Source organism: Rhodococcus mengyinensis, from assembly GCF_048381435.1.
Taxonomy (GTDB): Bacteria; Actinomycetota; Actinomycetes; order Mycobacteriales; family Mycobacteriaceae; genus Rhodococcus_F; species Rhodococcus_F opacus_D.
The window spans coordinates 15,794-36,451 of the sequence record NZ_JBLWIT010000029.1 but is presented as its reverse complement, the minus strand read 5'-3'; the positions used below and the strand labels follow the sequence as shown (position 1 = coordinate 36,451).

Genomic DNA, 20,658 nt, shown 5'->3' with positions numbered 1-20,658 from the left:
CCTGGATACACCGATCCGGATGAGTCCTTGGGTGGGTCGTAACGGCGAAATGCCCTGCCGTGGTGGAAGAATTGAACTTCTCACAGAAACAATTCGGCCACGACGAAGGGCATCTCGTAGGTGCAACTATCTCACACTCGACCCGTCTCGGCGGCGAGGTTCGACGACCCCAATCTGGTGGCGACCGCGGGGCTGGTCCCGGTGATGGCATTGGCGCAGGCCAGCGGCCTGCTCACCCTCGCCGACGAACACCTGAGCGTCCCGACCGACAAAGGCGCCCACCCGGGCCGCAAGATCGGATCCCTGATCGGTGGGATGGTCGCCGGCGCCGACAGCATCGCCGACCTGGCCATTGTGCGACACGGGGCGATGGGAACGCTCTTCGACCGACCCTATGCCCCGTCGACGCTGGGATCGTTCCTCCGCCAGTTCACCTTCGGACACGTCCGGCAACTCGACGCCGTCGCCTCACGGTTCCTGGGCAACCTCGCCGAGAAGACCCCGCTGGTCACCGGGATCGACACCGGGCGGGTCTTGGTCGATATCGACGATTCGATCATCGAGGTCCACGGCCACGGAAAGCAAGGGTCCGGATACGGCTACTCCGGCGTGCGCGGGCTGAACGCACTGCTCGCCACCGTCACCACGGAGACCGGTACGCCGGTGATCCTCACCCAACGCCTGCGCCGCGGAGCCTGCGGCTCCCCGCGCGGGGCCGCCCGGCTGGTCGCCGACGCCCTGGCCACCGTCGACCGGCTGCGCACCCAGGCCGGCGGACCGAGCGGTGGCGGCCCGCTGAAACCGCTGGTCCGGTGCGATTCGGCGTTCTACGGATATCCCACCGTCGGTGCGGCGATCCGCGCGGGCGCCGACGTCTCGGTCACGGTGCGCCTGACCGCCACCATCAAACAGGCGATCGCCTCGATCGACGTGGACGAGTCCGCGTGGACGCCGATCGAGTACACCGACGCCGTCTACGACGAGGGCGCCGACACCTGGATCTCGCGGGCGGAGGTCGCAGAGATTCCGTTCACCGCGTTCACCTCCCAGAAGAAGGCCCACCAGATCCCCGGGCGGCTGGTCGTGCGCCGCATCCCCGACCTGCGACCACCCAAAGACCAGGGACAGGGCACATTGTTCGACATCTGGCGGTTCCACGCCTTCTTCACCACCACCGACCCCGACCATGTAGACACCGTCGCCGCCGACAAAACCCACCGTCAGCACGCGATCATCGAACAGGTGCACGCGGACCTGAAGAACTCCGCCCTCGCGCACCTGCCTTCGGGCCGGTTCACCGCGAACGCCGCCTGGCTCGTCTGCGCGGTAATGGCGTTCAACCTCACCCGAGCCGCCGGCACCCTCACCGGCGATCCGAAGCTGACGCGGGCGACCACCGGCACCCTCCGGCGCACCCTCGTCTCGGTCCCCGCACGCATCGCCTCCTCGGCGAGGCGACTGACCCTGCACCTCCCTCAGGATTGGCCGTGGGAAACGGCGTGGCACACGCTGTTTGACAAAACCTTCGGCCGCAATCACCCGGCCATCGTCTAACACCCGCGACTCCTGCCCGACCTCGACGCGAAAGCCCCAGTGGAACAACCCGACACGAGAGGTCGGACGCTCAACCACGCCCACACACCGCCCACTGCTGCACACTGAAACTCACCCCGACTGGATCAACGAATCGGTGCATTCGGGTTAATAAGTACTCACAGGTGAAGCTACCAGCGGTATCCGAGCAAGCCGAGGACAAATTCGAGCCAGTCGGGAAGTCCGGGGTCGCGGAACATCGAGGGCCTCCTCAGCACGGTGCAACGGTGTCGACCTCTCTATCGGCAGCGAAGACCCCGGCGTTAAAGCACTACACCTCGCGGGATTTACAAATCTTCATATTTGTCTAGACCCTGGATCAAAGTCCGTGTACTGTCCAAATGAGAGTGAGCTGGTTCATACCGGCACGGCCACTGGACGAGGAGGTTCGGATCGTGACGACGTCGAATATCAGCAGGATGGCAGAAGAGGCACCACCGGAAGCGTGGCGTGACCGCAAGCGCTACCTGTGGTTGATGGGATTGATTCCCCCGACCGCACTGTTTCTCGCTGCGGGGCTCGTGTGGGCCTTCAACCAATGGGGATGGTCGGCGGCGGCTCCGGTGTGGTGGTGGATCGGCGCCCTGCTGTTGTTCGGACTGCTTCCACTCCTCGACAGGTTCTTCGGGCCCGACGGCCAGAACCCTCCCGAGGAAGTGATGGAACAGCTCGAGAACGACAGGTACTACCGGTACTGCACCTACGTGTTCATCCCGTTCCAGATGGCGAGCCTGGTGTTCGCGTGCTACCTCTGGTCGGCGGACAACCTCTCCTGGCTCGGCATCGACGGCGGCCTCGGGCTGGTGTCGAAGGTCGGCGTCGCGTTCACCGTCGCCGTCATGGGCGGCATCGGCATCAACACCGCACACGAGATGGGCCACAAGAAGACCGAGCTCGAACGGTGGCTGGCCAAGATCACTCTCGCGCAGACCTTCTACGGTCACTTCTACATCGAGCACAACCGTGGCCACCACGTCCGGGTTGCCACGCCGGAGGATCCGGCGAGTTCACGCTTCGGCGAGAGCTTCTGGACGTTCCTGCCCCGCAGCGTCTGGGGAAGCCTGAAGTCGTCCTGGGAGCTCGAGAAGACGCGGATGCAGCGACTCGGCAAGAGCACGTGGAGCATTCACAACGATGTGCTCAATGCCTGGCTCATGTCGGTGGTGCTGTTCGGTGTGCTCATCGCCATCTTCGGTCCGGTCGTCATCCCGTTCCTGATCATTCAGGCGGTCTACGGTTTCTCTCTCCTCGAGACGGTCAACTACCTCGAGCACTACGGCTTGATGCGTCAGAAGACCGCCAGCGGCCGCTACGAACGCTGCGCTCCCGCACACAGTTGGAACTCCGACCACATCGTGACCAACATCTTCCTGTACCACCTGCAGCGTCACAGCGACCATCACGCGAACCCGACCAGGCGGTACCAGACGCTCCGGAGCATGGACGGCGCCCCCAACCTGCCCAGTGGCTACGCCAGCATGATCACGCTCGCGTACTTCCCGCCGCTCTGGCGCAAGGTGATGGATCACCGCGTGCTCGACCACTACGACGGCGACATCACCCGCGTGAACATCCAACCCGGCAAGCGCGAGAAGGTGCTGGCCAAGTACAGCGGCGGAGTTCGGTGATGGCCGCCTACCAATGCCCGGTCTGCGACTACGTCTACGACGAGGCGTCCGGCGCACCGCGTGAGGGATTCCCCGCCGGCACCGCGTGGGCCGATGTGCCCGACGACTGGTGCTGCCCCGACTGCGGGGTCCGCGAAAAGATCGATTTCGACCCGAAGGTGGCGTGACATGAGTACTGATTTCAAGCTTTACCGCTGCGCCCAATGCGGATTCGAGTACGACGAGGCCGAGGGTTGGCCGGAGGACGGCATCGAGCCCGGCACCAGGTGGGACGACATTCCCGAGGACTGGTCGTGCCCCGACTGTGGGGCTGCCAAGGCGGACTTCGACATGGTCGAGGTCAGCCGGGCATGAGCGCAATGCCGAATCTCTCCACGGAACTGTCGACGGTGGTCATCGTCGGGTCCGGTATCGCAGGGGCGAGCGCCGCGCAGACGCTCCGGTCGGAAGGCTTCAGCGGGCGCGTCGTCCTGATCGGAGACGAACCCGCACCGCCGTATCGGCGTCCGACGGTGTCGAAGGACCTCCTGTCGGGTGCCACTGCCCCGGAGAAGGCCGCGCTGAAGCCGGACTCTTTCTGGAAGGAAAGAGATATCGAATTGATCACCGGTGCAACGGCAGTCGAACTCGACACCCGGCGGAAGTTGCTGACGCTCTCCTCCGGCGAGACACTGCAGTTCAGTGCCCTGCTGCTCGCGACCGGTGGCCGGGCCCGAAAACTCGAGGGTGTCTCCGGTGCGCACGTCTTCACTCTGCGGTCGATGGCCGATGCAGATTCCCTTCGCGAGTCGATTCGGCGCACCGGTTCCCTGCTGGTGATCGGCGGGGGTCTCATCGGATGTGAGGTCGCGGCCACGGCGAGGTCGCTCGGCGCGGAGGTCACCGTCCTCGAACGAGACCCGTCGCTCCTCAGTCGAATTGTGCCCCCGGACATCTCGACGATGATCGCGTCGCTGCACTCCGAGAACGACGTCGACGTCTGCACGGATGTCGCACTGTCGTCGCTCGACGTGAGCGACGACGGCTCCGTCCGCGCCACCGCAGACGACGGTCGCAGTTGGAGTGCAGGTACCGTCCTCGTGTCGGTCGGCACCGTCCCCGAGGTCACGCTCGCGGTCGCGGCGGGACTGCGCGTCCACAACGGCATCACCGTCGATGGGCAGTTTCGCACCTCGGCCGACGGCGTCTACGCGGCCGGAGACGCGGCCAACATCCCCGGTGCGCGTGACTCCGAGCGTTACCGTTCCGAACACTGGAACGGCGCTCAGGCACAGGGAATTGCCGCCGCGCACTCCATACTCGGGAAACCCACGCCGTTCACCGACGTTCCGTGGGGATGGTCCACGCAGTACGGCCACAACGTGCAGTTCGCCGGCGCGACCCGTTTCGACGACGACTACGTAGTCCGCGGTTCGATCGACGATCGCGATTTCACAGCGGTTGCGGTCCGTGGGAGCACGCCGGTCGGGGTCATCGCCGTGGGCCGCCCGAAAGACCTCCGAACCGTGCGCACCATGATCGCCCGGGGCGGCACGGTCGACCGCGCCGCATTGGCGGACGAGTCGGTTGCTCTGACCGACGTGCTCGCCGGCGAGCGGGAAGGTCGGGTCGCGGCCGCCCGCTAGCATCGAGGTCATGTCCGCAGACGACCGCACCGAGCGACAGAGTCGATACCGGCTGGCCGCGACGTCGCTGATGCGGGAGACAACCCTCGATGCGCTTCGGGAACTGCTGCTCGAACGTCCCTGGCCGACAATCACCATGACCGACGTCGCGGTCGCCGCGGGGCTGAGCAGGCAGACGATCTACAAAGAGTTCCGCTCGCGGCGTGGCCTGGCGGAGGGGTACGCACTTCGGCTGACCGACAGCCTCGTCACCGTCATCGAATCCGCTCTGTACGAGAACCCCGGCGACGCGACAACTGCTCTGCGGGAAGGTTATGCGACGTTCTTCGAACTCAGCGGAGCCGATCCCCTGGTGATGTCGCTGCACCAGGGGAAGGCACCCGAGGATCTGCTGCGCCTGATCACGACGGACAGCAACATCATCATTCGTCCCGCGGCCGATCGGCTCGCACTGACGTTGCAGCGGTCGTGGGTGAACTCCTCCCCGGACGATGCGGACATCATCGCGCACGCCATCGTCCGGCTCGCCTTGAGTTTCATCGCCAACCCACCCGAGGACACCGCGGCGGCGTCGGCGAACACCGCGCGGCTGTTCGCCCCGTTCGTTGCGGCTCCGCCACCCGTGAGTACTTATTAACCGCCCGACGTTGATAAGTACTCACGGGGTGTCAGCCCAGCGGGGTGCCGACATAGTTCTCGGCGATGAGGGTGCGGCCGGCGACGGAGCGGGTGACCATGTCGAGTTCGGCGACCTGCCGCTTGTGGCCGAATCCGGTGTCGTCGGGGAGTCGGTGCAGCATCGAGGACATCCACCAGGAGAAGTGCTGGGTCCGCCACACGCGCGGGAGGACGCTGTCGGTGTATCCCTCGAGCCCGGCCCGGCTGCGGGTGGCGAAGTACTCGGCCATCGCCTTGGACAGGAAGTACACGTCGGCGATCGCCAGGTTCATGCCCTTCGCGCCGGTGGGGGGCACGGTGTGGGCGGCGTCGCCGGCGAGGAAGAGGTTGCCGTGCTGCATGGGTTCGCACACGAAGCTGCGGAACTGCAGGATCGACTTCTGGAAGATCGTGCCGTCCTTGATCTCCGCGCCTTCGCCGTCGACGCGGGCGTGCAGTTCCGACCAGATTCGGTCGTCGGACCAGTTGTCGACGGAGTCGTCCGGGTCGACCTGCAGGTAGTGCCGCTGGACCTCCGGGGTGCGGGTGCTGATGAGCGCGAAGCCGCGGGGGTGGTTGGCGTAGATCAGTTCCTCGGATGACGGCGGGGCCTCGGCGAGGATGCCGAACCAGGCGAATGGGTACTGGCGGAAGTGGTCGGTGCGCACGGTGGTGTCGGGGATGAGACCGCGGGTGGTGGTCCGCGAGCCGTCGCAACCGGCGACGAGCGCACAGGTGAGTGTCTGCTCGTTGCCGTCGGCGTCGAGGTAGGTGATCTTCGGGTTGTCGGACGTGTGGTCCAGAACCTGCACGTCGGAGACGCCGAAGCGGATGTCGCCGTCGTCTTCGAGACGCCGGGCGATGAGGTCTTTGAGGACCTCGTGCTGCGGGTAGACGGTGACTGCGCGGCCGCCGGTCAGTTCGTCGAAGTCGATGCGGTGGCCGCGGCCGCCGAACCGCAGTTCGATGCCGTGGTGGGTGAGTCCTTCACGCTTGACGCGGTCGCCGAGTCCGGTGTCGACCATCAGGTCGACGGTGTTCTGTTCGAGCACACCGGCCCGGATCGTGCCCTCCACCTCCTCGCGGGTGCGGCTTTCGAGCACGACGGAATCGATGCCCTTCAGGTGCAGGAGATGGGACAGCATCAGTCCTGCGGGACCCCCGCCGACGATCCCGACCTGTGTGTTCATGAGCAGACTCCTCGCGTAGTTCGTGACACCAGTCACTGTGCTGCCCGCCGTGTGATCGCAACACCCCCTCTTTCACTGAGTGAAAGACGAGCTACGCGACGCCGCGGGAAATGCCGCGCGCGGCCGCCCGCACCGCCGGGATCAGGGGCGCGGGATCCTTTTCCGCCGGAACCACGACGGACACCGCTGCCACCACTTCACCCGTCGACCGCGACACCGGCGCGGCCACGGCCAGCGTTCCGACGTTGAGGTGTTCGCGGCACGTGACCCACCCGGTTCGGCGGATGTCGTCGAGGGTGCTGCGCAGGCGATGTTCGGTGGTGATGGTCGACGGGGTGAAGCGTTCGAGGCCCGCCGCGAGGACCTCGTCGAGCAGGTCCTTGCCGCCGAACGCCAACAGCACGAGGCCGCCGCTCGACGCGTGCAGCGGCAACCGGCCGCCGGCCCTCCCGACGACGGTCACGGCACCGCGCGCCGACAACCGTTCGATGTAGAGCGCCTCGAGATCTTCCCGGACCACGAGCTGGACGTTCTCACGCGTCGCCTCGTACAGGTCCTCGAGGTAGGGCAACGCCACCTGCCGCAATCCGTGGGCGCGGGGCGCGAGCGCACCCAACTCCCACAGCCGCACCCCGATCTCGTAGTGCCCGTCGTCGACGCGTTCGAGGGCGCCGTTGTCGACCAGTTGACGGCACAGCCGGTGCACCGTCGGCAGCGGCAGTCCGGTGCGCCGGCTCAGCTCCGACTGCGACAGCCGAGGGCGCTCCGAGGTGAATGAACCCAGCACCAGGAAGGCACGTCCCAGCATGCTGCGGTCGTCTTCGGACATGCCGCCAGTATCCCCGGTCACCACCAGCGGGTGGCGACGCCGATCTGCCGGTCGAGTTCGGGGACGAGGCTCCGGACGTACGTCGCCGAGAGGTGATGCGAATCGTGGTACACGAGGATGTTTCCCTGCACCGCACGGCAGATCGACACGTCACACACGGCGTCCGTGAGGTCGAGCGGATGCACCGACGGCAGGTCGCGGGCCGCCTCGAGCGTCGGGTTGTCCGGGGCCAGCACGTCGTCCCGGGGCATCCCGCAACTGTCGGCGTCGCCGCCGTCGGCGAGGCAGTCGACGACCGAATACGGGACGCCGTCGTTGTGCAGCCACGGCGTGTCGCGCATGCCGAGGAACGGGAGCCCGAAATCCGCCAGCCGCGCCCACAGGCCCACGTAGTCGTCGGGGGTGATGTCGCCGGCGCCCTCCTCGTTGGGGCGCGAGGACGTCGAGAACACCCAGTCCGGTCGGTGATCACGGAGACGGTCGAGGACGTCGCGGGACCAGTCGCCGCAGTCGGGATACGGTTCGCCGGCGAGCAGCGGAACGTCCGCGACGGTCAGCGGGCACCCCATCTTGAGGTACGTCTCGACCCGGATGCCGCGCTGTTGCCCGATGCGGTCGAGCGCGGGCACCCAGTGCTCGGCGTGAGAACTGCCCACCACGGCGATCGTCCGGTCGGCGGCGAGGTCGCCGTACACGCAGGTGACGACGTCGCGGGTGCTCAGATCGGAGATGCAGCCGTCGAGGGTCGGCTGCGGAAGATCTCCCGACGCCTCGAGCAGGGTGGGTCGCATGTCCGTGCGCGGCGCGAACGCGCCGTCGGTCAACGACGCCGCGCCCGGGTACAGCCACGGGTCCAGCTCACCGACCCGCGCGGTCGTCTCGGGGTTGCGGACGAGATACACGTGCCAGCCGGACGCGGTCCCCACCACGGCGACGCCGAGGATCGCGACCAGCGCGGTCAGCCCCCGCCGCGGACGGGCCGACCCCGCCTGGAACCCCGCTTCGATCAGCCGCTGGGTGAGCCACGCCAGCACCAGCGACACGAGGATCACCGCGAGTCCGCCGAGCGCTCCGACCGCGGGCCGCTCCCGCCACGTGAGGAAGAAGATGAGGATCGGCCAGTGCCACAGGTACAGCGAATACGCCAGGCCACCGAGTTCGACGAACGGCCGCGACGCCATCATCGTCACGATCCCCGGCTGCTCGGACCGCCCGGCGCCCGCGAGGATCAGCGCCACCGCCGCACCGACCGGGATCAACGCCGCCGGTCCGGGGAACAGGGCGGCGCCGTCGACGAGAAACCCGCATCCGAGGACCGCGGCGAACCCCGACACCGCGAGGACGGTCCGCGACCACCGGGGCAGCGCGACCCGATGCACGACGAGCGCGAGCAGCGCCCCCGCGAGCAACTCCCACAGTCGCGCGAACGTGTCGAAGTACGCCCACGACTGCCGATCCTGCGACAGCACGGCCGCGTAGGCAAAGGACGCCACGAACCCCGCACCGAGCACACCGCCGAGGATGGGACGCACGAGACCGATCCGGCGGCGGCAGATCCAGGCCATACCTGCCACCACCGCGAGGGCGAGCACGTAGAACTGCCCCTGAACGGACATCGACCACAGGTGCTGCAGCGGACTGACCGATGCGTCGGCGGCGGCGTAGTCGGACGCCGTCCGGGCCAGCTGCCAGTTCTGCACGTACAGCAGTGACGCGAGGAGTTGGTCCGCGATCCCCGACCACTGCGTGAACGGCCGCTGGATCACCGTCACGACCGCGGTCGCGGCCGACACCACCACGAGCGCGGGCAGCAGCCGGCGGGCGGTGCGCCGCAGGACGGCGGGAATCGACGGACCCGAATCCGCCCCGGCGCGTCGCACGAGCATGCCCGTGAAGAAGAACCCGGAGAGGACCAGGAAGATGTCGACGCCGCCGGACACCCGCCCGAACCACACGTGATAGACCACGACCAGCGCGATCGCGATTCCGCGCAGACCGTCGAGGTCGTACCGGTAACCACTCACGGCCGACGGTGGCGCCGCGGCGTGGCTCGGACGGCTCGCAGCCACCTGGGGGTTGGGTCTCACAATCCGTCCTGGCTCATCGACTCGGTACCCGATCGATTATCCACACGGGTTTACCAGTTCTTGACCAACCGGGGCGTGGAGTAGCCGATGTTTGACAGGCAACTATGGCGCGCCACACAATAAGTCCGCGTATAGAACCAGGGTTCGCATCGCGAACGCCCGCGCACATCACCGCCGAACGTCGAGGACACCATGACCACTTCCCAACGAAGCGCCGCCCGCGTCTCCACCGCCCTCTGGGCAGCGCCCCTCTGCTGGGTAGCCGTACTGCTCGACGGCTTCGACCTGGTGGTCCTCGGTGCCGTCATCCCTTCACTCCTCGACTACGAGGACTGGGGTCTGACCACCGGAACGATCACGTTCATCTCGACATTCGGCCTGGTCGGCATGACGATCGGCGCACTGGTCATCGGGACGCTGACCGACGTCATCGGACGCCGGCGCGCCCTTCTGTATGCCGTTGCGGCGTTCTCCGTTCTCACGCTCCTCTGCGCCGTGGCGCCCAATCCGTTCTTCTTCGGACTGTTCCGCTTCCTCGCCGGAGTCGGACTCGGCGGCGCACTGCCGACGGCGCTGGCCCTGGTCAACGAGTTCTCGAGGAGGCAGGGCGGCGGTTCCGCGTCGACGCTGCTGATGACCGGATATCACGTGGGTGCCGTCGCAACCGCTGCGCTGGCGATCGTGCTGATCGAACCGTTCGGCTGGCGTTCGATGTTCGTCGTCGGCGCCCTGCCCGCCGTGGTCCTGATTCCGCTGATGCTGCGCTACCTCCCCGAGTCCCCCTCGTACCTGCTGGCACACGGCAAGCGCGCCGAGGCCGAGGCCGTCGCGAAGCAGTACGGCCTGGAACTGGAGGCTGCACCCGCCGCCGACGCTCCCGTCGCGGCCTCGGCCAACCCGGTGCGCGCCCTGTTCTCGCGCCCGTTCCTGCGCAACAGCATCGCCATCTGGGTCACGTCGTTCATGGGACTGCTGCTCGTCTACGGTCTCAACACGTGGCTGCCGACGATCATGCGCGAGGCGGGCTACAACCTCGGCGCGTCACTGACGTTCCTGCTGATCCTCAACGCGGGCGCGGTGGTCGGACTGCTGATCGCGGGCGGCGTCGCCAACAAGATCGGCCCGCGCACCGCAGCCATCATCTGGTTCGCGGGCGCCGCGGTGTTCCTCGCCCTGCTCAGCGTCAAGGTGTCGTTCGGCATCTACGCCCTGGTGTTCCTCGCCGGCTGCTTCGTGTTCAGCGCACAGGTTCTCGTCTACGCGTTCACGAGCGCGAACCACCCGCCGCAGATCCGCGCCACCGCGCTCGGCTGGTCGGCCGGTGTGGGCCGGGTGGGCGCGATCTGCGGTCCGATCCTCGGCGGCGTCCTGCTGGGCGCCGGCTACGCCGTCCCGTGGGGCTTCTACGCATTCGCCCTGGTAGGGCTGTTCGGAGCGATCGCCATCTCCTCCACCCGGACGGTGCGCTGAACTCCTGACAGCCGTTCGATGAGTTTCGGGCGTGGGCGCGGTCTATATCGGCGAGGATGAATCGACGAGGACCTGCGAGAGGAACTGCGCCATGAAACCGATCACCCCCTGCCTCTGGTTCGACACCGAAGGTGAAGAGGCCGCGAAGTTCTACACGTCCCTGTTTCCGAATTCGCGGATCACGGAGGTCACCCACTACGGTCCGAACACTCCCGGGCCGGAGGGGGCGGTGTTGACGGTGTCCTTCGAGATCAACGGGCAGCCGTTCATCGCGCTCAACGGCGGCCCGCAGTTCACGTTCGACGAGGCCATCTCTTTCGAGATCCTCTGTAAGGATCAGGCGGAAGTGGACCGGTACTGGGACGCCCTCACCGGCGACGGCGGCGAGGAAAGCCAATGCGGTTGGGTCAAGGACCGTTTCGGCGTCTCCTGGCAAGTGGTGCCCGAGCGGCTGTACGAACTCATGCGCGACCCGGACACCGAGAAGGCGCAGCGCGCCATGCAGGCCATGCTGCAGATGCGCAAACTCGACGTCGCCGAACTCGAGAAGGCGTTCGAGCAGGCGTGACGCCTGCCGACGAGGAGGTGGACGGCATGGCCGAGGACGGCAAGACGCACATCAACGGGGTGCACACCGTGGCGGTCCCCGTGACCGATCAGGATAGGGCGCTCGAATTCTATGTGGGCGCACTCGGTTTCGAACGCCGCATGGATGCGGAGTTCAGCCCCGGACAGCGGTGGGTGGAGGTGGCGCCACCGGGATCGGCGACGTCGATCGCGCTCGTGCCCGCCCGCGACGGCGTCCCCGCGGGCGTCGAGACGGGCATCCGCCTCACCACCTCGGACGCCGACGCCGACCATGCGACCCTGTCGGCGAACGGCGTCGACGTGGACGCGGAGGTGCTGCGGATGGGCGACTACGTGCCGCCCATGTTCTACTTCCGTGACCCGGACGGCAACAAACTGGTCATCGTCGAAGTGGGGTGAGCTGCACCCCCGACGACAGGGTCAGCACCTGGTCGGCGCGTTCCGCGTCGTGGGATTCGTGTGTGGCCACGACGACGGTCGCACCGCGCGCGGCCTCTTCGCCGACGACGTCGCCGATCACCGCGCGGGCTTCCGCGTCGAGACCGGTGGTCGGCTCGTCGAGGAGTAACAGGTCGCCGCGTTGCACGAGCGCCTGCGCGAGCAGGGCACGTTGACGCTGGCCGCCCGACAGTGTGCCGATCCGCCGCCGGCCGAGGTCTGCGAGACCGAGCCTGCCCAGCGCCTCGTCGACGGCCTCCCGGTCGCCGGGGGTGAGCCGTCGCCACAAGCCACGCCGGCGCCAGGCTCCCATGGCCGCCACCTCGCGCACGGTCAGCGGTAGCTGATCGCTCACCGCATTGCGTTGCGGCACATATGCCGTGCCCAACCCCTTCGTGCCGTCGATCCGTCCCGCCGTCGGTCGCGCGATGCCGGCCAGGCACTGCAGGAGCGTCGACTTCCCCGAACCGTTGTGCCCCACGACGGCCGTGACCGTACCCGGCGCGAGCCGGGCGCTCACACCGTTCAACGCCGGGGTCTGGCCGTACCGAACCTCGATTTCGCTTACGACAATCATTATCGTTAGATTAGCAGAGTGCAGTGGCTACTCGACCCCCTGATGGTGTCCTTCGTCCGGCGTGCGCTCTTCGCGGGAATGCTGGTGTCCGTGCTCTGCGGGCTGGTGGGCACGTGGGTCGTGTTGCGCGGCATGGCCTTCATGAGCGAGGCCATCTCGCACGGCATGCTGCCCGGCGTGGCCGTCGCCTATCTCGCCGGCGTGAATCTCCTCGTCGGCGCGGCCGCGAGTGCGGTCGTCATGATCCTCGGCGTCGCCTGGGTGTCGAAGAACTCGCGACTGTCCGAGGACACCGGGATCGGCCTGCTGTTCGTCGGCATGCTCGCGCTGGGTGTCGTGATCGTCTCGCGTGCAAGGTCGTTCGCGGTCGATCTCACAGCCTTCCTGTTCGGTGACGTCCTGTCGGCGACACCGGGAGACCTGATCTGGCTCGCGGCGGCGGCCGCGGTCGCCGGGATCGTCTCGGTGATCGCGTACCGCCCGTTCGTCACCCTCGTCTTCGACGAACGCAAGGCCCACACCCTGGGCCTGCAACCACGGTGGGCGCACCTCGCACTGCTCGCTCTGGTGGTCCTCGCGGTGGTCGCGTCGTTCCGCATCGTCGGCACCCTCCTCGTGTTCGGTCTCCTCGTCGCCCCGTCCGCCACCGCAGCACTGTTCGGCAGGTCGATCGGCGCGACGATGACGATTGCCGTGCTCCTCGGCTGGTCCGCCACGTTCGCCGGGCTGATCGTGTCGTGGAATGCCGACACCGCCGCGGGCGCGACGATCGCCGGAATCGCCGTGCTCCAGTTCTTCGTCGCGGCCCTGGCCCGGTCGGCGGCGCGACGACTTCGGCCTGCCCTTCGGCCCACCCCGACACCCGTTCGATAGATGGAGACCACGAATGCCGAACACCACCCTCGCCCGCGCAGCAATTGCCGCGGTCGCCGCGCTGGCCCTCGGAGCCTGCGCATCTCCACAGGAGGAGGCCGCGTCCCCCGACCGCCGGAGTCAACCGGGTAGCGACCTTGCCGCCGAGACCGGATCCACCGAGGTCGAGGGGCCCGAACCCCGGCTCGTCGTGTCGGACGCCGACTCCGGCCGCGTGGACGTGCTCGACCTCGCGACCGCCGAGACTCTCCATTCGTTCGAGTTCGACAACCCGACGCGGGTGACGACGGTGAAGGACCGCTACGCGTTCGCCGTAGACGGCGCCGGCGGCGCCGTGCACGTCGTGGACGCCGGTTCCTGGACCATCGACCACGGGGACCACACCCACTCGTACACCAAGCCACCGGTCGAACTCGGCGCCCTCGAGGGCGGCACGCCGGCGCACGTGGTCGAAGGCGACGACAAGGTGGCGACGTTCTTCGACGGCGACGGACTCGCCCGCGTGATCGACTTCGCCGCCCTCCGCAAGGACAGCATCGACGTCGAGGCCGTCGTGGACGCCGACGCACCGCACCACGGCGTCGCCCTGCCGATCGCCGACGGTTTCGTGGTGTCGCGCTCGGCCGCGGACGGAAGCGATTCCCGCCCCGGCACGTTCGAGGTCCACACGGCGGACGGGCAGGTCGAGCAGAGCTTCGCCACCGCCTGCCCGAACATACAAGGCACGGCCGTGTCCGACACGGGCGTACTGGCCGCGTGCGACGACGGACTGTTCCTCGCGACCACCGCCGCCGGGGCGTGGACGTCGGAGAAGGTTCCGTACCCGGCAGGCATCGGCGCCGCCACCCGACCCACGTCGTTCCGCGGACACGACGGCCTGCCGATCCACGTCGCCGCCGCCGGACCCGCTGCCACCAACGACGGGGTGCTGGTCTTCGATGCCCGCACCCGCGGGTGGAGGCACGTCCGGACGCCGGATCGCGCGCTGAGCGTCGCACTGGCGGGCGACGGTCGCTCCGTGTTCGCGGTCCTCGCGGACGGCACCTTCCGCGTGTACGACACGACGACCGGCGCGGAGACCGCGTCCTCGCACGTGCTGGCCGCCCCCTACGACGGGAGCGACGAGTCCGCGACCCTGCCTGCCGTCGTCGTCGGCGGCACCCGCGCATACGTCTCGGATCCCGCATCGAAGACGGTGACCGAGATCGACTTCCGGGACGACGCGCGGGTGGCGCGGACTCTCGACGTCGGAGTCGCCGCGTCCACCCTCGGCGTGGTGGGGCTGTGACCGGGATGCGGTGCCTGCTGCCGCTGACCCTGCTGGCCGCACTCGTGACGCTGTCCGTGACGGCGTGTTCCCCGGACGCCTCCGACGGACCGGTCGTGGTCGTGACCACGAACATTCTGGGTGATGTGGTGCAGAACGTCGTCGGCGACGAGGCCGACGTGATGGTGCTGATGCCGAGAGGCGCCGATCCCCATTCGTTCGAGATCTCCGCGTCGGACGCCGCGCGGGTGGAGCGCGCCGACCTCCTCGTGTCGAACGGTCTCGGACTCGAGGAGGGAATCGGCAAGACCGTCGACACCGCACACTCCGAGGGAGTTCCGATCCTGCAGGTCGGTGAGGCCGTGCGGCCGATCGAGTACCGTTCCGGAAAGTCCACGGGCACCCTGGATCCGCACATCTGGACCGACCCGGACCGGGTACGCGAGGCCGTTGCACTGATCCGCGACGCGGTGATCGACCACGTGCCGGAGATCGACGCGGGGGCCGTCCGCCAGAACTCGGACAGCTACGCCCGGCAACTCGAAGAACTCACCGCCCGGATGACGGACAGATTCGCGGCCGTCCCCGCAGACCGGCGAAAGCTGGTGACCAATCATCACGTCTTCGGTTATCTGGCCGAACGTTTCGGCTTCGTCACCGTGGGGGCGGTGATTCCCAGCGGGACCACCCTGGCGTCGCCCAGCGCGTCGGACCTCTCGGACCTCGCCGCGACGATCACCGCGTCGCGGGTTCCCGCGATCTTCGTCGACTCCTCCCAGCCCGATCGGCTCGCGCAGGTCTTGGCCTCGGAGGCCGGTGTTCCCGTCGACGTCGTCTCGCTGTTCACGGAATCACTGGGCGAAAACGGCTCGGGCGCGGGCACGTACATCGAGATGATGGATTCGAACTCCCTGGCGATCGCGGAGGGGTTGAAATAGCGATGCATTCACACATGCACACTTCCGACTTTGACAACCGTTTGCAATAAGAGTTAATTCTCCTGGGTGACCCTTACGCGTAGACCTCTCCCCACCGCCGTTGCCGCCGTGGCACTCTCGGCGACACTGCTCACGTCCTGCTCCACCGACTCCGGCACGGCCGAAGCGACCACCACCGACTCGGCCACACCGCGGCTGGCACTGAGCTACGACGGCGGCGTGCTGGTTCTCGACGCGCAAAGCCTCGACGTGGTCGGTTCGGCCGAGGTGGACGGATTCACCCGGCTCAACCCCGCAGGCGACGACCGGCACGTGCTGGTCAGCACCGGAAACAGTTTCACCGCCCTCGACACCGCCGAACCCGCCCTCACCGACGTCGCGTTCGAGGCGAAGACGCCCGGACACGTGGTCCGGCACGACGGCAAGACCGTGTTGTTCGACGACGGCACCGGACTGGTGCGCGTGTTCGATCCGGCCGGACTCTCCGAAGGCACACCCGACACCACCGAGTTCACGACGCCGGAGGCGCATCACGGAGTGGCCGTGGAACTCTCCGACGGCAGCCTGCTCACCACCGTCGGCAACGAGGACGAGCGCACCGGCATCGTCGTACTCGACCGCGACCGCAAGGAGATCGCGCGCAACGAGGACTGCCCCGGTGTGCACGGTGAGGCCGTCGCCGCCGGCGAGACGGTGGTCGTGGGATGCCAGAACGGCCTGCTGATCTACCGGGGCGGCGTCATCACCAAGGTCACCAGCCCGGACCCCTACGGGCGCATCGGAAACCAGGCCGGCGACGAGAATTCACCGATGATCCTGGGCGACTACAAGACCGATCCCGACGCCGAACTCGAACGCCCCGAACGGGTCTCGCTCACCGACACCGCCACCGGACAACTCTCCCTCGTCGACCTGGGCACCAGCTACACGTTCCGCTCGCTCGGTCGAGCCCCGCACGGTGAGGCCCTCGTCCTCGGCACCGACGGCGCAGTGCACGTGATCGACCCGAACACCAAGGCGGTGAGCCGCACCGTCGACGTCCTCGATCCGTGGACCGAGCCGGACAAGTGGCAGTCGCCGCGGCCCGCGCTGTACGTGCAGGACCACACCGCCTACGTGACCGACCCCGCGAACAAGAAGATCCACGCGATCGACCTCGACACCTGGACCGTATCCGGGCAGGCCGACCTGCCGGAGACCCCGAACGAGATCACCGGCGTCACGGGCTGATTCGCGTAGCCCGGCGTCAGCCTTCGGCTTCCAGCGGTCCCAGTTCCGCGTCGAGCGCCTCCTGCACCACCGCCATCGCCGACAACCCGGCGGGGGCGCCGCAGTAGGCGCTCGCGTGGATCACCGCCTCGACGATCTCGGTGCGGGTCAGACCGTTTCGCAGTGCACCCCGCACGTGGCCCTTCAGTTCACCGTGCGCACGCAGCGCGATGAGCATGCCGAGGTTGAGGAGGCTGCGGCTGCGCCGGTCCAGCCCCGGCCGGTTCCACACGGCGTCCCAGACGTGCTCGGTGACGAACTCCTGGAGCTGCTCGCTGTCGGTCCCCGCCGTGCGAGTGAGTGCCCGCTCGACGAAGTCGGGGCCCATCACCTCACGCCGCACCGTCAGCCCCGCCTCGACGGCCGGACTCCGCTTCCCGGGTTCTTCACTGGTCATGGGTTCACTCCTCTTCACAGCGCCTACGTGTTCGGGAGTCACTCTACGATTCGACGACGGAGCGCCCGCCTGCCTCGGACCATCGCGTCTCCGCGCCCACCACGGTCCGGGCTGTCGGTGATCCGGGATATAAAGGTCCCGGACCACCGACCCGCTGCCCAGGAGCTGTGATGCCCACCGAACACGACGTGCGCGCGATGATGCTGGCGTTGCCGGAGGCGCACGAGGTGGTGATCGCCAACTGGGGCGACCAGCCGACGTTCCGCGTCCGCAAGAAGATGTTCGGTCTCGTCGGTTACGGCGCCCCCACCGTCTGCCTCAAAGCGACGAAGGAAATGCAGGCGGCTCTGCTGCAGGAGGATCCCGACGTCTTCCTGGTCGCACCGTTCTTCGGGCGGTGGGGCTGGATCGACGTCGTCCTCGACCGCGTCGACGCCGAAGAACTGGCCGAACTCGTCGAGGAGGCCTGGCGTCTCACCGCCCCGAAGCGGGTCGTGGCGGCGTACGACGCCGCGGCGGGCCTGCATTTCAGGACATGATGGCTGTCGTCACGTCGCCGACCACCGCCCTCGTGTGCCGCTGACACACCAGCCACGTCGTCATTGCCAGCGGCAGCTCGGTCAGCGGGTGCCAGGGCCACCCCGGCATCTGTTTCTCCGCCGTGTACCGGCTCACCAGCACAGCGTCCGCCTTCGCGGCAGCCGCACCGGCGAGCGCGTGCTCGACGAACTGCGCGAACTGCCAGTACGGCCGGATACCGGCCTCCACCGCCGCGCCGATCAACCCGTCCTGCTGCGTGGGGACCTGGTCGCGGGAATGGACGAGCACCCGGAGCCCATCGAGATCCCGCAGCGAGCAGGATTCTGCAGACGCCAGGGTGTGGCCGGGGCGAACGGCGAGCCCGAACGGCTCTTCGCGGAGTTTCCACGACGAGCAATCACTGGGCGGTGATTGGTGCACCATGCACAGGTCGAGTCGCCCTTCCCGGAGCATCCGCAGTTGGTTCGTGCTGTTCGCCTCGACGAGTTGTAGCGCGCATCCGGGCACCTCGTCGTCGAGGCGGCCGACCATGCTCACGAGCCATTCGCTGGACGTACCCGGTGGGACACCGATCGTGACGACTTCCCGGATCTCGGTCGCGCCGGACACCACTTCCTGGGTTGCAGCCTCGAGCGCCAGCAGTTGTCGTGCGTGCTGGAGGAGTGCCTCGCCCGCGACGGTCGGAGTGGCGCCACGTGCCGTTCTGTCGAACAACGCCTGGCCGAGTTCCCTCTCCAGCGCCTGCACCTGCCGGCTGAGGGACGGTTGAGAAATCCGCAACCGCTCCGCAGCGCGGTTGAACGATCCTTCTTCGGCTATAGCCAAGAAGTAATGAAGATGGCGAAACTCCACGGTCGGTTTCCTCCACTGCAGGCGTTCGACCAGGATACGACACCGGCTATGCCTACTGCGTATAGCTGGTGTGCTCAACAGGGCTTGGACAATCCCTGTGAGGGCGGTCTCTAATGGAACGAAGTCGAGGGCGAGTCACCCTCATATGCCGCTCACACTCAAGGAGACCGATGAAGCTCGGGGTCTACTCAGCTTGCCTACCTTCCCTGGTTCCGTCCGAAGCGATCGATGCGGCGGCAGCGGCGGGCTACGCAGGCATCGAATGGCGCGTCGCGAGTGACATCGGTTCCTCCGGCCACCCGCATTTCCTCACCAACAATCGTTGTACCGTCGCTCCCGACAGCCGGTCCGTCGCGGACATCTGCACGCGGACACGTGCTGCGGACTTGGAGGTCGTCGCGCTCAGCCCGTACATCGACTCCGGCGACGTTGCGGGGGTCGAGGAGATGATGCGGTTCGCGCGAGCGAATTCGGTGCCGAGCATCCGGTTGCGCGCCCCGTGGATGGATGACCGCGGGTTTCACCGACTGTTCGCGGAAGCGCGGGAGTTCTTCGACCACGTGTCTACCCTGGCCGGGCACTACGGGGTCCGGGCGCTCCTCGAGATCCACCAACGCTCGATCTGCCCCAGTGTCTCGCTCGCGCATCAACTCGTCGGCCACTTGCCGCCCGATCGAGTAGGAGTGATCTACGACGTCGGAAATCTCGTGGTGGAAGGGTACGAAGACCATCGCATGGCCCTGCAGATTCTCGGCGACCACCTCGCCCACGTCCACGTCAAGAACGCTCACTACGTCAGGCCGGCAGGCGGCGGGGTATGGACCCACCGGTGGTCGCCGATGGACGACGGCGTCGCCGACATCCCCCGGGTTCTCCGCCTCCTCACCGAAGCCGGCTACCGCGGGTGGGTGTCCGTCGAAGACTTCAGCGATTCCCGGCCCGTCCACGAACGACTGCGCTTCGACGCGCAGTTCCTGCGGCAACATGCCGACTTCGAAACTCCAGTCCCCCAGCCACTCTGATCCACACATCACATCTCGACAGGACGATCATGATCGAATACCACAACACCCCGGTTTCAGTTGTGACCGGAGGCGCAGGGGCCCTCGGCTCGGCGATCAGCCGCCGATTCGCGCAGGGCGGTGACACCGTGATCCTCCTCGACAACAACGCGGATGCCGTGCGGACCGTTGCCCGGACGCTGTCGGACGAGACCGGCGCACAGGTTCTCGGATGGGTCGTAGACATCGCCGACGAGGAATCGATCCGCCTCGCCGTCAAGCGAATCGACGAAGAGTTCGGGCGGTTGGACCGCCTCGTCAACAATGCGGCGATCAACCCGCGCGCACGGCTCGCGAACGTCGACGACGCCGAATGGGACACGGCGATGGCAGTGAACCTTCGCGGTCCGATGTCGCTGTGCCGGAGTGCCGTTCCGATCTGGTCTCGCACCGGGTCGGGACGGGTCGTCAACATCACCTCACGAACCTGGCTGAGCGGCGGACCCACCGCCTATGTCACCTCCAAGGCCGGAGTCGTCGGCCTCACCCGCTCCCTGGCAGTCGAGCTCGGTCCCCTCGGTGTCACCACCAACGCCGTCGCGCCCAGCATGGTTGTCACGCCCTTCACCCAGGGTGGGCGCACAGACGACGAATTCGCGCTGTTCGTCGACAGACACACCAGGATGTCGCCTCTCGGCCGTCTCGCGACGGCCGACGACATCGTCGACGCCGTCGAGTTCCTCACGTCCGACAGGGCCACGTTCATCACCGGCGAAGTGCTGCACGTGTGCGGCGGCGCCCAACTCGCGGCGGCGCCGTGACGGGCTCGCCTCAGTACC

Annotated in this window: 22 protein-coding genes; 16 read left to right on the top strand and 6 right to left on the bottom strand. The window is 67.5% G+C overall.

Going from position 1 to position 20,658, the window contains the following annotated elements; translation table 11 throughout:
- Positions 1-120 precede the first annotated feature (120 nt).
- From ACNJ7E_RS03840 to ACNJ7E_RS03815, 6 genes are all read left to right on the top strand, one after another.
- A complete protein-coding gene (locus tag ACNJ7E_RS03840) occupies positions 121-1,554 on the top strand; it encodes an IS1380 family transposase (RefSeq protein ID WP_418339173.1) in 1,434 nt (477 codons plus the stop codon).
- 434 nt (positions 1,555-1,988) lie between these two features.
- Positions 1,989-3,221: an alkane 1-monooxygenase gene (locus ACNJ7E_RS03835; protein WP_418339172.1), complete on the top strand. Its 1,233-nt coding sequence runs from the start codon at positions 1,989-1,991 to the stop codon at positions 3,219-3,221.
- Complete coding sequence (locus tag ACNJ7E_RS03830; protein WP_005251085.1) at positions 3,221-3,388, top strand: rubredoxin; 168 nt, start codon at positions 3,221-3,223, stop codon at positions 3,386-3,388. The genes ACNJ7E_RS03835 and ACNJ7E_RS03830 overlap by 1 nt, the downstream gene beginning before the upstream one ends.
- A 1-nt stretch (position 3,389) precedes the next feature.
- Positions 3,390-3,575 (top strand): rubredoxin, encoded by a 186-nt coding sequence (locus ACNJ7E_RS03825; RefSeq protein ID WP_009475223.1) that lies wholly within the window; start codon positions 3,390-3,392, stop codon positions 3,573-3,575.
- Positions 3,572-4,846, top strand: a complete 1,275-nt coding sequence (locus ACNJ7E_RS03820) for an NAD(P)/FAD-dependent oxidoreductase (RefSeq protein WP_280780590.1) — start codon at positions 3,572-3,574, stop codon at positions 4,844-4,846. Before ACNJ7E_RS03825 ends, ACNJ7E_RS03820 begins: the two co-directional genes overlap by 4 nt.
- Before the next feature lie 10 nt (positions 4,847-4,856).
- Entirely contained in the window at positions 4,857-5,483 is a 627-nt protein-coding gene (locus ACNJ7E_RS03815; RefSeq protein ID WP_280780591.1) for a TetR/AcrR family transcriptional regulator, read from the top strand.
- Positions 5,484-5,514: 31 nt separating this feature from the next.
- Here the strand turns inward: ACNJ7E_RS03815 and ACNJ7E_RS03810 are convergent, their stop codons facing one another.
- The 3 genes from ACNJ7E_RS03810 to ACNJ7E_RS03800 all read right to left on the bottom strand — a co-directional run bounded on the left by ACNJ7E_RS03810 (position 5,515) and on the right by ACNJ7E_RS03800 (position 9,609).
- The gene (locus ACNJ7E_RS03810; protein WP_418339171.1) at positions 5,515-6,693 is read right to left on the bottom strand and encodes a 4-hydroxybenzoate 3-monooxygenase; all 1,179 of its coding nucleotides are present in this window, start codon (positions 6,691-6,693) and stop codon (positions 5,515-5,517) included.
- A 91-nt stretch (positions 6,694-6,784) separates the two neighbouring features.
- A complete protein-coding gene (locus tag ACNJ7E_RS03805) occupies positions 6,785-7,522 on the bottom strand; it encodes an IclR family transcriptional regulator (protein WP_418339170.1) in 738 nt (245 codons plus the stop codon).
- A 17-nt stretch (positions 7,523-7,539) separates the two neighbouring features.
- A complete protein-coding gene (locus ACNJ7E_RS03800) occupies positions 7,540-9,609 on the bottom strand; it encodes an acyltransferase family protein (RefSeq protein ID WP_418339169.1) in 2,070 nt (689 codons plus the stop codon).
- Between the two features lie 192 nt (positions 9,610-9,801).
- On the opposite strand from ACNJ7E_RS03800, the gene ACNJ7E_RS03795 reads away from it, so the two are divergent.
- The 3 genes from ACNJ7E_RS03795 to ACNJ7E_RS03785 all read left to right on the top strand — a co-directional run bounded on the left by ACNJ7E_RS03795 (position 9,802) and on the right by ACNJ7E_RS03785 (position 12,066).
- A complete protein-coding gene (locus tag ACNJ7E_RS03795) occupies positions 9,802-11,079 on the top strand; it encodes an MFS transporter (protein WP_418339168.1) in 1,278 nt (425 codons plus the stop codon).
- A 91-nt stretch (positions 11,080-11,170) separates the two neighbouring features.
- Complete coding sequence (locus ACNJ7E_RS03790) at positions 11,171-11,647, top strand: VOC family protein (RefSeq protein WP_418339167.1); 477 nt, start codon at positions 11,171-11,173, stop codon at positions 11,645-11,647.
- A gap of 26 nt (positions 11,648-11,673) precedes the next feature.
- Entirely contained in the window at positions 11,674-12,066 is a 393-nt protein-coding gene (locus tag ACNJ7E_RS03785) for a VOC family protein (protein WP_280780621.1), read from the top strand.
- On the opposite strand, the gene aztA is transcribed toward ACNJ7E_RS03785, so the two are convergent.
- Positions 12,047-12,682: a zinc ABC transporter ATP-binding protein AztA gene (aztA, locus tag ACNJ7E_RS03780; protein ID WP_418339166.1), complete on the bottom strand. Its 636-nt coding sequence runs from the start codon at positions 12,680-12,682 to the stop codon at positions 12,047-12,049. The two genes, ACNJ7E_RS03785 and aztA, sit on opposite strands and share 20 nt — an antisense overlap.
- 18 nt (positions 12,683-12,700) lie before the next feature.
- On the opposite strand from aztA, the gene aztB reads away from it, so the two are divergent.
- From aztB to aztD, 4 genes are all read left to right on the top strand, one after another.
- Positions 12,701-13,555: a zinc ABC transporter permease AztB gene (aztB, locus tag ACNJ7E_RS03775; RefSeq protein WP_418339165.1), complete on the top strand. Its 855-nt coding sequence runs from the start codon at positions 12,701-12,703 to the stop codon at positions 13,553-13,555.
- 13 nt (positions 13,556-13,568) lie between these two features.
- Positions 13,569-14,843: an ABC transporter gene (locus ACNJ7E_RS03770; RefSeq protein ID WP_418339164.1), complete on the top strand. Its 1,275-nt coding sequence runs from the start codon at positions 13,569-13,571 to the stop codon at positions 14,841-14,843.
- Between the two features lie 5 nt (positions 14,844-14,848).
- Positions 14,849-15,760 carry a zinc ABC transporter substrate-binding protein AztC gene (aztC, locus tag ACNJ7E_RS03765; protein ID WP_418339174.1) on the top strand — a complete coding sequence of 304 codons (912 nt, stop codon included), beginning with the start codon at positions 14,849-14,851 and terminating at the stop codon, positions 15,758-15,760.
- 66 nt (positions 15,761-15,826) lie between these two features.
- A complete protein-coding gene (gene aztD, locus ACNJ7E_RS03760; RefSeq protein WP_280780599.1) occupies positions 15,827-16,990 on the top strand; it encodes a zinc metallochaperone AztD in 1,164 nt (387 codons plus the stop codon).
- A 16-nt stretch (positions 16,991-17,006) separates the two neighbouring features.
- On the opposite strand, the gene ACNJ7E_RS03755 is transcribed toward aztD, so the two are convergent.
- Positions 17,007-17,426 carry a carboxymuconolactone decarboxylase family protein gene (locus tag ACNJ7E_RS03755; protein ID WP_009475237.1) on the bottom strand — a complete coding sequence of 140 codons (420 nt, stop codon included), beginning with the start codon at positions 17,424-17,426 and terminating at the stop codon, positions 17,007-17,009.
- A 170-nt stretch (positions 17,427-17,596) separates the two neighbouring features.
- Here ACNJ7E_RS03755 and ACNJ7E_RS03750 point away from each other — a divergent pair, with 170 nt between their 5' ends.
- The gene (locus tag ACNJ7E_RS03750; protein ID WP_009475238.1) at positions 17,597-17,965 is read left to right on the top strand and encodes an MmcQ/YjbR family DNA-binding protein; all 369 of its coding nucleotides are present in this window, start codon (positions 17,597-17,599) and stop codon (positions 17,963-17,965) included.
- Here ACNJ7E_RS03750 and ACNJ7E_RS03745 read toward each other — a convergent pair.
- A complete protein-coding gene (locus ACNJ7E_RS03745) occupies positions 17,955-18,818 on the bottom strand; it encodes a LysR family transcriptional regulator (RefSeq protein ID WP_009475239.1) in 864 nt (287 codons plus the stop codon). The two genes, ACNJ7E_RS03750 and ACNJ7E_RS03745, sit on opposite strands and share 11 nt — an antisense overlap.
- A gap of 170 nt (positions 18,819-18,988) precedes the next feature.
- On the opposite strand from ACNJ7E_RS03745, the gene ACNJ7E_RS03740 reads away from it, so the two are divergent.
- Positions 18,989-19,840, top strand: a complete 852-nt coding sequence (locus ACNJ7E_RS03740; RefSeq protein WP_280780600.1) for a sugar phosphate isomerase/epimerase family protein — start codon at positions 18,989-18,991, stop codon at positions 19,838-19,840.
- A 29-nt stretch (positions 19,841-19,869) separates the two neighbouring features.
- Positions 19,870-20,640 (top strand): SDR family NAD(P)-dependent oxidoreductase, encoded by a 771-nt coding sequence (locus ACNJ7E_RS03735; protein ID WP_280780601.1) that lies wholly within the window; start codon positions 19,870-19,872, stop codon positions 20,638-20,640.
- The last annotated feature ends 18 nt before the right edge of the window (positions 20,641-20,658 follow it).

What these genes read in the sequence shown, in the direction of transcription:
- ACNJ7E_RS03830 (WP_005251085.1), top strand. Translation starts at nt 3,221, where the DNA reads ATGGCCGCCTACCAATGCCCGGTCTGCGACTACGTCTACGACGAGGCG.
- ACNJ7E_RS03825 (WP_009475223.1), top strand. Translation starts at nt 3,390, where the DNA reads ATGAGTACTGATTTCAAGCTTTACCGCTGCGCCCAATGCGGATTCGAG.
- ACNJ7E_RS03820 (WP_280780590.1), top strand. Translation starts at nt 3,572, where the DNA reads ATGAGCGCAATGCCGAATCTCTCCACGGAACTGTCGACGGTGGTCATC.
- ACNJ7E_RS03815 (WP_280780591.1), top strand. Translation starts at nt 4,857, where the DNA reads ATGTCCGCAGACGACCGCACCGAGCGACAGAGTCGATACCGGCTGGCC.
- ACNJ7E_RS03810 (WP_418339171.1), bottom strand. Translation starts at nt 6,693, where the DNA reads ATGAACACACAGGTCGGGATCGTCGGCGGGGGTCCCGCAGGACTGATG.
- ACNJ7E_RS03805 (WP_418339170.1), bottom strand. Translation starts at nt 7,522, where the DNA reads ATGTCCGAAGACGACCGCAGCATGCTGGGACGTGCCTTCCTGGTGCTG.
- ACNJ7E_RS03795 (WP_418339168.1), top strand. Translation starts at nt 9,802, where the DNA reads ATGACCACTTCCCAACGAAGCGCCGCCCGCGTCTCCACCGCCCTCTGG.
- ACNJ7E_RS03790 (WP_418339167.1), top strand. Translation starts at nt 11,171, where the DNA reads ATGAAACCGATCACCCCCTGCCTCTGGTTCGACACCGAAGGTGAAGAG.
- ACNJ7E_RS03785 (WP_280780621.1), top strand. Translation starts at nt 11,674, where the DNA reads ATGGCCGAGGACGGCAAGACGCACATCAACGGGGTGCACACCGTGGCG.
- aztA (WP_418339166.1), bottom strand. Translation starts at nt 12,682, where the DNA reads ATGATTGTCGTAAGCGAAATCGAGGTTCGGTACGGCCAGACCCCGGCG.
- ACNJ7E_RS03770 (WP_418339164.1), top strand. Translation starts at nt 13,569, where the DNA reads ATGCCGAACACCACCCTCGCCCGCGCAGCAATTGCCGCGGTCGCCGCG.
- aztC (WP_418339174.1), top strand. Translation starts at nt 14,849, where the DNA reads ATGCGGTGCCTGCTGCCGCTGACCCTGCTGGCCGCACTCGTGACGCTG.
- ACNJ7E_RS03755 (WP_009475237.1), bottom strand. Translation starts at nt 17,426, where the DNA reads ATGACCAGTGAAGAACCCGGGAAGCGGAGTCCGGCCGTCGAGGCGGGG.
- ACNJ7E_RS03750 (WP_009475238.1), top strand. Translation starts at nt 17,597, where the DNA reads ATGCCCACCGAACACGACGTGCGCGCGATGATGCTGGCGTTGCCGGAG.
- ACNJ7E_RS03740 (WP_280780600.1), top strand. Translation starts at nt 18,989, where the DNA reads ATGAAGCTCGGGGTCTACTCAGCTTGCCTACCTTCCCTGGTTCCGTCC.
- ACNJ7E_RS03735 (WP_280780601.1), top strand. Translation starts at nt 19,870, where the DNA reads ATGATCGAATACCACAACACCCCGGTTTCAGTTGTGACCGGAGGCGCA.